The 11231-nt window shown below is 66.6% G+C and carries 10 protein-coding genes; 5 read left to right on the forward strand and 5 right to left on the reverse strand.

Going from position 1 to position 11231, the window contains the following annotated elements; all coding sequences use genetic code 11:
* The first annotated feature begins 59 nt into the window (after nucleotides 1–59).
* A complete protein-coding gene (locus V9E98_12405; GenBank protein MEI2717766.1) occupies nucleotides 60–1364 on the forward strand; it encodes an ABC transporter substrate-binding protein in 1305 nt (434 codons plus the stop codon).
* 211 nt (nucleotides 1365–1575) lie between these two features.
* Here V9E98_12405 and V9E98_12410 read toward each other — a convergent pair whose 3' ends face one another.
* Nucleotides 1576–2076, reverse strand: a complete 501-nt coding sequence (locus tag V9E98_12410) for an Lrp/AsnC family transcriptional regulator (protein ID MEI2717767.1) — start codon at nucleotides 2074–2076, stop codon at nucleotides 1576–1578.
* A gap of 88 nt (nucleotides 2077–2164) precedes the next feature.
* On the opposite strand from V9E98_12410, the gene V9E98_12415 reads away from it, so the two are divergent.
* Together V9E98_12415 and V9E98_12420 are read left to right on the forward strand one after the other, a co-directional pair.
* Nucleotides 2165–3370, forward strand: a complete 1206-nt coding sequence (locus V9E98_12415) for a PLP-dependent transferase (protein MEI2717768.1) — start codon at nucleotides 2165–2167, stop codon at nucleotides 3368–3370.
* Nucleotides 3363–5780 carry a pyruvate dehydrogenase gene (locus V9E98_12420; protein ID MEI2717769.1) on the forward strand — a complete coding sequence of 806 codons (2418 nt, stop codon included), beginning with the start codon at nucleotides 3363–3365 and terminating at the stop codon, nucleotides 5778–5780. The genes V9E98_12415 and V9E98_12420 overlap by 8 nt, the downstream gene beginning before the upstream one ends.
* A 117-nt stretch (nucleotides 5781–5897) precedes the next feature.
* On the opposite strand, the gene V9E98_12425 is transcribed toward V9E98_12420, so the two are convergent.
* The 4 genes from V9E98_12425 to V9E98_12440 form a co-directional block, all read right to left on the reverse strand.
* A complete protein-coding gene (locus V9E98_12425) occupies nucleotides 5898–6155 on the reverse strand; it encodes a hypothetical protein (GenBank protein ID MEI2717770.1) in 258 nt (85 codons plus the stop codon).
* 340 nt (nucleotides 6156–6495) lie between these two features.
* Nucleotides 6496–7464, reverse strand: a complete 969-nt coding sequence (locus tag V9E98_12430) for a VWA domain-containing protein (GenBank protein MEI2717771.1) — start codon at nucleotides 7462–7464, stop codon at nucleotides 6496–6498.
* Nucleotides 7461–8423 (reverse strand): DUF58 domain-containing protein, encoded by a 963-nt coding sequence (locus tag V9E98_12435; protein MEI2717772.1) that lies wholly within the window; start codon nucleotides 8421–8423, stop codon nucleotides 7461–7463. The genes V9E98_12430 and V9E98_12435 overlap by 4 nt, the downstream gene beginning before the upstream one ends.
* Nucleotides 8420–9466 carry an AAA family ATPase gene (locus V9E98_12440; GenBank protein ID MEI2717773.1) on the reverse strand — a complete coding sequence of 349 codons (1047 nt, stop codon included), beginning with the start codon at nucleotides 9464–9466 and terminating at the stop codon, nucleotides 8420–8422. Before V9E98_12440 ends, V9E98_12435 begins: the two co-directional genes overlap by 4 nt.
* A 215-nt stretch (nucleotides 9467–9681) precedes the next feature.
* Between V9E98_12440 and V9E98_12445 the strand changes: the two genes are divergently transcribed.
* Nucleotides 9682–10863, forward strand: coding sequence for a DUF2510 domain-containing protein (locus tag V9E98_12445; protein MEI2717774.1), 1182 nt, complete (start codon nucleotides 9682–9684; stop codon nucleotides 10861–10863).
* Between the two features lie 56 nt (nucleotides 10864–10919).
* Nucleotides 10920–11228, forward strand: coding sequence for a DUF3467 domain-containing protein (locus V9E98_12450; GenBank protein MEI2717775.1), 309 nt, complete (start codon nucleotides 10920–10922; stop codon nucleotides 11226–11228).
* The last annotated feature ends 3 nt before the right edge of the window (nucleotides 11229–11231 follow it).

Here is an 11231-nt window from a genome sequence, read left to right on the forward strand (position 1 = left end):
GCAGTTCCTATATGTTGTGGATCACTCGCGGAGGCCGCGGGTCTACTAAGGAGTGGTGAATGGCACGACGCAGTTCAATGCTGCAGTTCGCAGCTGTTGCCGGAGCGGCGGCGCTTGCGCTGTCAGCCTGCAGCAGCAGCGGTACCAGCGGCGGCGGTACGGAAGCATCGAGTTCCCCGTCGGCCAAGGCCGATGGTGTCCTCAAGATCGGCACCGTGTTGCCGCAGACGGGTTCCCTGGCGTTCCTCGGACCGCCGGAGTTCGCGGGCGTCAACCTCGCGATCGAAGAAATCAACAAGGCCGGTGGCGTCAACGGCAAGGACGTCGAGGTCTTCGAAGGCGACTCGGGCGACACGGCCACCAACATCGCATCGACCACTGCTGATCAGATGATCTCGCGTGGTTCCGATGTGATCATCGGTGCAGCGTCGTCGTCGGTCTCCTTGACCATCATCGACAAGATCACGTCAGCCGGCGTGCTGCAGATCTCTCCGGCGAACACCTCGCCGGAACTGTCCACCTACCAGGACAACGGGCTGTACTGGCGTACCGCTCCGCCGGACACCTTCCAGGGCCAGGTCCTGGCCGAGGTCGTCACGGCTGAGAACGTCAAGAAGCCGGCCGTGCTGGTGCTGCAGGACTCCTACGGTGAGGGCCTGGCGAGCAACTTCGCTACCAACTTCACCGAGGCCGGCGGCACCATGGCGGGCGACCCGATCTTCTACGACCCGAAGGCGCAGACCTTCGACGCCGAGGTCGGCCAGGCCAAGGCGCTGAACCCCGACGGCATCGTGCTGATCGGTTTCGAGGAATCCAAGAAGGTCATCCAGGAACTCATCAAGCAGGGCATCGGCCCCGACAAGGTGAACCTGTTCCTGGTCGACGGCAACCTGTCCAACACCTTGGGCAAGGGCCTGCCGCAGGGCGCCCTCGAGGGCACGCTGGGCACGTTGCCGGGTGCGCAGGCTCCCGAGGACTTCAAGGAGCAGTTGCTGACTGTGGATCCGAAGCTCGAGGACTTCGCCTACGCGCCGGAGTCGTACGACGCCGTGATCGTCTCGGCGTTGGGCGCGATTGCGGCCAACGACGACAGCGGACCGGGGATCGCCTCGAAGCTCGTGGAGATCACCTCGGGCGGCGAGCCGTGCATCACCTTCGCGGAGTGCAAGAAGTTCCTCGAAGAGGGCAAGGACATCGACTACAACGGTCAGTCCGGTCCGATCGACTTCCAGGACAACGGCGACCCGGGCCAGGCGGTCATGGGCGTCTACAAGTTCGGTGCGGACAACACGTACGCCTCGGACCGCTTCATCGAGGGCACTGTCCCCGCCGCCACCGGCGCGGAGGCTTCGCCCAGCAGCTGACGATCAGCGAACACCAGAAGGTGGGGTCGACCGGAGACGGTCGGCCCCACCTCTGCTTTGTCCGTGTGGGGCTTGTCCGTGTGGGGTTTCGTCCGTGTGGGGTTTCGTCCGTGTGGGGTTTCGTCCGTGTGGGGTTTCGTCCGTGTGGGCGTTCATACTCAGCGGGGCGTTCGTCCTTGGCGGGGCGTTCGTCTTGGTCGGGGCGTCCTGTTCATTGGGGGAGCGCCTGCATGAAACTACCCCGCTGATGCTCGAACACCAGGTGGGTCTGCGCTTGGCCGACGGTGGGATCAGCGGTCAACGAGTTGAGCACGAACGAGCGGAGCCGTTCCGGGTCTTGTACAGCGACGTGGACGAGGAAATCCTCGGTTCCGGAGACGTGGAACGTCTGGATGACCTCCGGCAGTTGAGCCACGCGGGCAGCGAATCCCAACACATGTTTCGCATCATGGGTGCGCAGGCGCAGGGCAACCAGGGCTTGAACGGGTCGGCCCACCGCTGCGGGATCCACATCGGCGGTGAACCCCCGGATCACTCCTCGGTCAACCAGCGAGCGGACCCGGGTGAGCGCGGTCGACGCTGCGATCCCGACGCGAGCAGCGAGGGCGTTGTTCGGGATTCGGGCGTCGCGCCTGAGCTGGTTCAGGATGCTGACGTCCACGCTGTCCAGTGGTTGAACATCCTTCGGGTGGGATCCTTCGCGACCAGGCATTTCCGAATGATATTCGTATTCACGACCAGCGGTGCTCAGTTGGTCAGTGACACTGCCTCTTGGGCGAAGGAATTGCCAGTATCTGTGCATGGCGACGCATCATCGAACTGATCGGTACCAACTGGACAGCGTCGCCGTGCACGCCGGCCGTGACGACCTGACCGAGCTGGGAGTCCACGCGCCGCCCATCGACTTGTCGACCACCGCGCCTCTGGGCAGCATCGACACCGGCGGCCTCGCCTACGAAACCCTCGCCACCGGACTGCCTCTGGCCGCGGGGGCATCGACGGTCTACCGGCGAGCGTGGAACGACACAGTCGCCCGATTCGAACGTGCCGTTGCCGAACTCGAGCAGCCGGCCGACGCGGCCGACACCATCGAATCGGTGGCCTTCGCCAGTGGCATGGCTGCGCTGTCGGCTGTCCTACTGTCACGAGTGCACGTTGGACTTCCCCACATAGTCGCTGTTCGCCCGCTCTACGGCGGTACCGACCACCTCCTGGCCACGGGTGTGCTCGGTACTCGTGTGACGTACGTCGACGCCGGGTCCGTGGCCGATGCGATCGAGCCTGAGACAGGCTTGGTGGTCGCCGAGACACCAGCGAACCCGACGCTCGAACTGCTCGACATCGCTGACACCGTGGTGCAGGCAGGTGAGGTTCCGGTGCTCGTGGACAACACCTTCGCCACACCAGTCCTCCAGCGCCCCCTTGCGCTCGGTGCTGCGTTTGTCCTGCACAGCGCGACCAAGTACATCGGTGGTCATGGCGATGCAATGGGCGGCATCGTCGCCACGTCGAGCGACTACGCGAGGCAGCTGCGTCCGATCCGGACGATCACCGGGGCTGTGCTCGACCCGTGGTCCGCCTACCTGCTCCATCGTGGCCTGCCCACGCTTCCGCTGCGCATCCGCGCGCAGCAGGCCACCGCCGCTCGAATCGCCGATTGGCTCACCCAACAGACGGGGATCGCTCGCGTCCACTACCCGGGGCTGCCCGAATGTGACCCCAACGGTCTCGTGGGTTCTCAGATGATCGGACCAGGCGCGATGGTCGCGTTCGAATTGGTCGGCGGTCTCGAAGCAGCCGAGAAGTTCTGCTCGATGCTCGACCTGTTCACCCACGCTGTGTCGCTGGGGGGAATCGATTCGCTCATTCAGAACCCGGCTGCCCTGACCCACAGACCTGTGACGGCGGAGGCCAAGCCCGGGGAAGGCCTGCTCCGCATTTCCGTTGGCCTGGAAGACGGCGACGACCTCATCGTGGATCTCGACCAAGGACTCAGCGTTGTCTGACGTCGACACTTTGGAAAGCATCCAACGCCGCGTGCTGTGGCTGGCCGTGCGAATGATCGACCATGCGAACCGGGAACGTCCGCCCGGCGCTGTCAAGGTCGGTGGCCATCAGGCCTCGAGCGCATCACTGGTGGGCGTCATGACCGCGTTGTGGTTCGCTCACCTCAACGAAGCCGACAAGGTCAGCGTCAAGCCACATGCTTCACCGGTCCTGCACGCCATCAACTACCTCGGCGGTGGACTGGATCGCGACTACCTGACGACACTGCGATCGTTCGGCGGACTTCAGGCCTACCCCTCGCTGACCAAAGATCCCGATCGCATCGATTTCTCCACCGGCTCCGTGGGCCTGGGACCGGCCGCTCCGCTGTTCGCCGCTGCAGCCCGCCGCTACGTCGACGCCCATTTCGGCGAACGTGAGCGATCGCGGTTCATCGCCATTCTCGGTGACGCCGAATTGGATGAGGGCAACGTCTGGGAGGCCGTCTCGGACCCCGCCAACACCGGTCTCGGCAACGTCATGTGGATCGTCGACTTCAACCGCCAGTCGCTCGACCGGGTCATCCCCGGCACCCGGATCGGGCAGTGGACTGCGCAGTTCCGAGCCGCCGGCTGGCATGTCGTCGAGGTCAAGTACGGAAAGAGGCTTCAGCGAGCGTTCGCCATGCCGGGCGGTGAGCACCTTCGGAACTGGATCGACTACATGCCCAACGAGCAGTACCAGTCGGTGTTCGGACTCGAGACCGCGGCCGCTCGGGCCCGGTTCCTCGAAGGGGCGCCCGCGGAAGTCGTGCAGTTGCTGTCCCCGCTGAGCGACCCGGACGCGGTCGCCCTCGTCACCGACCTCGGCGGGCATGACCTGCCGTCGCTGCTCGACGCCTACGCCTCCTGCGATGCACACACCGATAGCCCCAGTGTCGTGTTCGCCTACACGATCAAGGGCTGGGGCCTTCCCATCGCCGGGAACCCCCGCAACCACTCGGCCCTGCTCGATGCCACCGCGATCGAGACACTCCGCGCCGGGGCAGGGGTGGACCCGGACGATGAGTGGGCCCGATTCACGGACACCTCCCCGGAGGGGCGGTGGTGCGCCGAGCGCGGTCGGCTTTGGCGCCGCTCCCGGTTCACTTCGTCGCTCAGCGCCGTTGTTCCCACTTCCACCCGGAGGAGACCCGGCGCTGAGGTAGCGACCCAGGAGGCCTTCGGTCGGATCGTTTCGGACCTTTCCCGCGACGAGGACCTGCGCCCCTTCCTCGTCACGACCGCGCCGGACGTCGCCACCTCCACCAACCTCGGCGGATTCATCAACCGGGTCGGTGTCTTCACCCCGGGACCCCGGCGGTCGTGGACCGACGACGCCCTCGTGAAGTGGCGAGAAGGACCTTCCGGCCAACACATCGAACTGGGCATCAGCGAGATGAACCTGTTCATGATGCTCGGTGCGCTGGGCCGCTCCCGAGACCTCAACGACCAGCCGCTGATCCCGATCGGCACGGTGTATGACCCGTTCGTCTTGCGCGGACTTGACGCCCTCATTCACGGCGCCTACTCCGGCTCCCGATTCATCGTCGCCGGCACCCCCTCCGGGGTCACGTTGGCACCGGAAGGTGGGGCGCACCAATCCACCATCACGGCCTCTGTCGGCACGGAGCTTCCCGGAACCGTCCTGCACGAACCGGCCTTTGCCTCAGCCCTCGACTGGCTGCTCTGCGACTCTGTCGCGCGCGTCGCGGGACTGGCCACCGAAACCGCCCCGGATCTTCTCAGCGCCGAACTCGTCCAGTACTTCCGTCTCAGTACTCGCCCCATCGAGCAAGACGCCTTCGAATACGCGCGACGTCGGCTCGGGGATGCCGTCATCCGGCGACAGGTCCTGGCGGGCGCGTATCGATTGGTCGACGGGCGTGGGAGCACACCGGATCTCGCTCGGCGCCACGCCCCGGAGTGGGGTGCCCCGACGGTTCACCTCGTCGCCTGCGGAGCCGTGATGCCAGAGGTCCTGGCCGCTGCCGACGAACTCGCCCACGAGGGCGTTGTCGCCCATGTCGTGGACGTCACCTCTCCTGGGCGCCTGTTCCGCAGTTGGCAGCGCACCGTCCGGCAAGCTGTGCGAACGGCGACCACCCCGTCCCTCCCCGGATCTCTGCGCGCCGCCTTCCCCGAACCTGCACCCCTCGTGTCGATCCATGACGCTTCCTCGCACGCCCTGTCCTGGATCGGCTCCGCGTTGGGTGCCCCGCAAGTGGCCCTGGGTGTCGACGAGTTCGGTCAGTCCGGCACCATCCCGGACCTCTACCGCGCCCACGACCTCGACAGTGGTTCGATCGTCAACGGTGCCCTGGCGGCCCTGAGCCTGGGGGACTCGATCGGTGACCGCGGATGGCCCGAGAACCACCGATCCACGGCGTAGCCGCCTTCCTCCTCGCCCGTACCTGAGCCCTGATGAGTGATTGCCCGGGCTATGCGGTGAGGACATGGACTGCGTCGCTGGTATTCCTCGGCTTCGGAGCCCAGACACCTCGGCGTATCAGGAAGCCAGGTACCGCTCAAGAGCCTCCCGAGCCAGCGCTGAAACGGTCTTTCCTTCCTCCTCAGCCCGTGCTTGAGCCTGCCTGCGCAAGGTCTCCGTCAGTCGAAACGTGACCTGGGGTGAGGGTGTGGCGTCGCCTGCCAGGGATGGGCGCCCCCTACCTGGCCGCAACTCGTATCCAACTTCGGCCTCGTCGGCCAACTCCTCTGACATCTCGTCGGTAATGACGGTGCCGCTTTTAGTCTTGGCGGGCATTCTTCCCCTCCTCATACGCGGGTTGGTACTTGGCTCGGAGGTCCCTCGCGTGAATGCCGAGAAGTCCGCCGTCGTCCAGTTCCACTGCCATCACCTCCAGCGGTCGCCCGGTCTGGTCGTCGCCAAGGAACACCAGCCGATCATCTGGTTGTAGCGACCCGGTGGGCGCTGGCACTCGGTCGGTGAAGAACGGGTGTTTCACGACATGCCGGACCCGATCTTGTGCCGCCGCGCGGATTGCGCAAAGGCTATGACCACCCCAAGGATTATTGCACGACACAAATAGCGGGGTCCAGTCAACGGGGCTACGGATTGGCGTCCCGCGCGAGCAAGCGGCGTATCAGGAGAGGCTCGGAGCCCACACCAGCGCCGCCACTGCGGCCAGCACAGCGAACAGCATGGCCAGCCCCGCCACCGCAGCCGATACCTCGGTCAATTCCTCGTCGTAGCCGATCGAGGTCCCGATGGTCTGGTAGACCGAATCAAGTTCGGCGGCGGACTCCGCGGTGAACGCCTGACCTCCGGTGACCTCAGAGATCGCCCGGAGCGCGTCCGCGTCACTGGGCACCGGAACGGCCTCGGAGCCGTCGAAGACGACGCCTTCGTCAGTGCCGAAGGCAATGGTCGAGATGGGAACCGACATGTCCTTGGCTCTGACCGCCTGCGCAGCTACGGCCTCCTCCGGGGTCAGATCGGCCGTTCCCAGGGTCGGGGTGCCGTCACTCATCAGCACGATGGCAGCGGGCGGGCGGGCGCCGTCGGCATCCGGGGGGACGGCTTCGATGGCGTCGAGCGACAGTTCCAGTCCGGAGCCGGTATCCGTCCCAGCACCCAAATCGATCGCGCCGATCGCGGCCAGCAGCGCTTGGCGGTCGGTGGTCGGGGACTGCGCCAACTGTGCCCGGGCGTCGAAAGTGACCAGGCCGACCTGAAACTCCGGAGGCAGTTCAGCGACGAAGGACCGGGCCGCGGCCTGAGCAGCAGCCAGCCGATTCGGAGTGATGTCGTCGGCTTCCATGGACCGGGAGGTGTCCATGGTCAGCATGATGGTGGCGCGTTCCTTGGGCACCAGCAGGGCCACCGCCGGTTGCGCGAACGCCAGCACACCCAGCACGATCGCGGTCAGCAGCCCCACCCAGGGCAAGTGACGCTGCCAACCGGACCGGCGCGGGACGATGGATGCCAGCAGGTCCGCGCTGCTGAACCGCGCAGCCACTGCGGGGCGACGCAGGGTACGCCAGACGTACACCGCGAGCAGGACCGCGGGGACGACGAGGAGCAACAGCCGCCAGGCCGAGAGGAACGTCATCGTCGGACACCTACCGCTCGGGGACGGCGGCGGCCGGTCGCGAATGCGACGACATCGGTCAGCCAGTCACGGTCGGTGGAGACATGCAGGTACTCGGCGCCGCTGGCGTGGATCGCGGACACGATCTGGTGGTGTCGCCGATGCGCGGCCTCGGCGTACCGCTGGCGCAGGCGTGCCGAGCCGGTGTGAACGTGGACGGTACGGCCCGATTCAGGATCGACCACACCCAACATCCCGATGCTCGGCAACTCGAGTTCCCGCGGATCCGTCACGTGAACCGCGATCACCTGTTGGCGCAGCGCGAGTTGGCGCAGACTGCGCTGCCAGTGCGAACTGTCCAGGAAGTCCGAGACGACCACGACCTGGCCACGTCGGGGTTGAACTTGACGAAGAGCGGCGAGCGCAGCAGCGAGGTCGGCCCCCGCGTGTGGCGGCCCCTCGGCGCGGGGGGTGTCATACAGGGTCGCCAGTGCGCCGAGCATGGCACGGCGACCAGTTGCCGCCGGTCGCGAGTGCAGTCGGGTACCGCCGCAGGTGAGCACCCCGAAGCGGTTGCCGGCGCGGGCCGTCAGCACGCCGAACGCAGCGGCCGTCCCGAGCACGACATCGCGCTTCTCCCGCAGTTGGGTCCCGAAGTCCAAACTGCCGGAGCGGTCAGCCACCACCCACGTCTCGAGCTCTCGATCCGCTTCCGTGACCCGGACATGGGTCACGTGGGAACGTGCGGTGAGGTTCCAGTCGATCAATCGGGCATCGTCCCCGGGCTGGTATTCGCGGGCCCCGGCCCGTTCACTGCCGGGCCCGTAGTCGGTGGTGTGGTGTTCGCCGGTGACGCGGCCATCGAGTCGGCGGACCACGTCGAGTTCCAGGCGGCGCAGGACAGCAGCCCGGCCGACATGGTCGCTGACCGGTTCCGACGATCCGTTGACCGTGTTCATCCAACCGCCGAAATCGTTCATCCAACCGCCGAGGTCGGCGCCACACCTCCCCATGCCACATCGCCACCGGGCACGACAGCGGGGGCCGGGACGTGACCCAGCACCCGCGCCACGACTTGGTCGACGGCCACACCATCGGCGAGCGCCTCGTACGTGAGCAGAACGCGGTGGCGCAGGACTTCGGGCGCTACGTCATAGATGTCACGAGGGACCAGGAACCGCCGGCCGCGGATGACGGCGAGCGCCCGTCCTGCGGCCAACAGTCCGAGGGTCCCGCGCGGACTCGCTCCCAGTTCGATCAGCGGACCCAGGTCCGGTAGCCCCCAGCGGACCGGATCCCGGGTGGTCATCACCAGGCGGACGGCATAGTCACGCACGGCCTCGTGGGTGAAGACCTGGTTCGCCTCTGACTGCAGTTGCAGCAGTTGCTCGGTGTTGAGGACTTGGCGGGGAGTGGGGGCGGACACGCTCATCCGTTCCGCGATCCTCGTCTCCTCCTCGTAGGTGGGATGGTGCACCACCACCTGCATGAGGAACCGGTCCCGCTGCGCCTCAGGAAGCGCGTAGACGCCCTCTGACTCGATCGGGTTTTGAGTGGCCAGCACGAGGAACGGCGACGGTACCCGACGAGTCTGCCCCGCGATGGACACCTGCCGTTCGGCCATGACCTCCAGAAGCGCGGACTGCACCTTGGCCGGTGCGCGGTTGATCTCGTCCGCGAGCACGATGTTGGCGAACACCGCGCCCCATTCGATGTCGAACTCCTCTCGGGACGGCCGCCAGATCCGGGTGCCCACCACGTCGGCCGGGACCAGATCCGGCGTGAACTGCAGCCGCGAGAAGTCCCCACCCACAACTCGAGCCATGGTGGACACCATCAGTGTCTTGGCCAGTCCTGGAACACCTTCGATCAGGCAGTGGCCGTTTGCCAGCAGCCCGATGAACGCCCGCTCGACCATCCGGTCCTGTCCGACGACGACGCTGCGGACCTGGGCGATGGCGTCGTTCAACTGATCCGTCAGGATCGGCTGACCAACGCCGGGTGCACTCGCGGTCGGTTCCATGACAGTCTCCTCGCACCATGCGCTGCGCTCCAGGAGGGTGGGAGCTCCAGGACGAATGTGCCACACATCTGTAAGGGAGACACAAAGACACTGTTCGGGGACGATGAGGTCTTCGCGGTGTTTCCAGTGCCGCGCTGGGGACCTCCCTGTAGTCCGCGGTTTCGCACAGCGTCAAGTCGTGATGAGATGAGAGCCGCCGGCGCAAGGAGGTCGACGTGGGGACCACACCAGGTTCGAGCATGACCGCCGGCTGGTATCCGGACCCTTGGTACAGCGGCCAGTACCGTTTCTGGTCGGGAAGCGGTTGGACAGCCGATACCTTCACGGATCTCAGCGGCTCGGCGGTCACCGCCACGCCGTTCGCCCTGACGTACGGCCCCCCGCCGTCCGAGCCTGCCAACCCGTCCCCGCCACCGCCTGCCTGGCACTTCCGCCCACAGGCTGGGACCGCCCCACCGGCTCCCGCCCCGGTCACGGCGACAACGGCCGCCGCCAACCGTACTCCGCTGTGGATCGCCGCCGCCGTCGTGGCCTTCCTCGTGGTGTTGGGCGCTGGGGTGGCGCTCGTGAGAATGGACTCGGGGACAACCCCGCGCGCGACATCGACATCGTCGCAGTCCCCGCGCCCCAGCCCGTCCCCGGAAGCCACCGATCCGACGGATCCAACGACACCCTCCCCGCTGGCCCCTTCCCAGCCGGGGCCTTCCGGCAGCGCCGCCCCCTCACCGCCCGGGCAGTCGATCGAGGCCACGTTGGCCAACCTGGTCGTGCGCCAGCAGGATGTCCCCAACCGGTTCACGGTCGCACCGATCCCGGGGGGACGGTCAGTTGCCGGAGGTCCCACCTTGGACCTGTGTGGGGGGGACTACCCCAGCGAGGATCTTCGGGTGGGGCGCCTACAGGTCGCGGCGAAGGACCGACAAGGCACGACGACCCTCAGTACCGAGGCCGTCCAGTACGAATCCGATGCGGCCACCGCGCAGGCGTTCGCGGAGGTCCGCAGCAGCACGGCGGACTGTCAGTTCGACGTGAGCATGGACCTGTCGCAGGGCACGATCACTTCATCATCGATCACCGCGGATATCGATCGCTCCTGGCAGCGAACGGCCGGCGTGGACCGCCTCGCCTACCGCGTCAACGAGACCGAGCAGCTGTCCGGAGAGGAGTCGTCGACCGTTGTCGTCTACCTCAAGCGCGGACCGCTGTTCATCGGCTTGTACTTCCCCGAACCCGGTGGTCGCCAAATGCCCGTCGAAGGGCGTGACCGCATCCCGACGATCGTGAAGCTGTTCGAAGAACGCCTGCTGAACACTCCACCGGGGTCGTCCTCCGAGACCGACCGCGGCGGCACCGGCGGGGGAGGCCAAGGCGACGCTGGCGGCGGAGTCGGCGCGTAGTCCACAGCCGTCTCAGCCTCCCGGGTGCCGACCGCGTCACGCAGTAGCCTGCCGGTATGGCTGACTACGGTGCCGAGCAACACATCAATGTCCACGTTCCCGCAGATGCACGCGGTGGGGTGTGGGCGAACTTCGCGGCAGTTGCCCACAGTCCTTACGAGTTCACGTTGGACTTCGTGCGCATGGAGTACGCCAACGAGACCGACACCGAACTGCCGGGGGTGCTGGTCGCCCGGGTGAACCTGTCGCCGCTGCTGGTCACCCAGCTCATCGACGCGCTGCAGGAGAACTGGGAGCGTTACGCCGACAAGGCGCTGTCGCGCAACCTGGGCGAACCGGGCAACGGCGAGGAGTCGGAGTGGTGAGTG

Source organism: Candidatus Nanopelagicales bacterium, from assembly GCA_037045355.1.
Taxonomy (GTDB): Bacteria; Actinomycetota; Actinomycetes; order S36-B12.

Bases quoted from the DNA above. Each gene is read 5' to 3' on its own strand.
- V9E98_12425 (MEI2717770.1), bottom strand. From the start codon at position 6,155: ATGCCCGCCAAGACTAAAAGCGGCACCGTCATTACCGACGAGATGTCA.
- V9E98_12415 (MEI2717768.1), top strand. From the start codon at position 2,165: ATGGCGACGCATCATCGAACTGATCGGTACCAACTGGACAGCGTCGCC.
- V9E98_12430 (MEI2717771.1), bottom strand. From the start codon at position 7,464: ATGACGTTCCTCTCGGCCTGGCGGCTGTTGCTCCTCGTCGTCCCCGCG.
- V9E98_12435 (MEI2717772.1), bottom strand. From the start codon at position 8,423: ATGAACGATTTCGGCGGTTGGATGAACACGGTCAACGGATCGTCGGAA.
- V9E98_12440 (MEI2717773.1), bottom strand. From the start codon at position 9,466: ATGGAACCGACCGCGAGTGCACCCGGCGTTGGTCAGCCGATCCTGACG.
- V9E98_12450 (MEI2717775.1), top strand. From the start codon at position 10,920: ATGGCTGACTACGGTGCCGAGCAACACATCAATGTCCACGTTCCCGCA.
- V9E98_12405 (MEI2717766.1), top strand. From the start codon at position 60: ATGGCACGACGCAGTTCAATGCTGCAGTTCGCAGCTGTTGCCGGAGCG.
- V9E98_12410 (MEI2717767.1), bottom strand. From the start codon at position 2,076: ATGCCTGGTCGCGAAGGATCCCACCCGAAGGATGTTCAACCACTGGAC.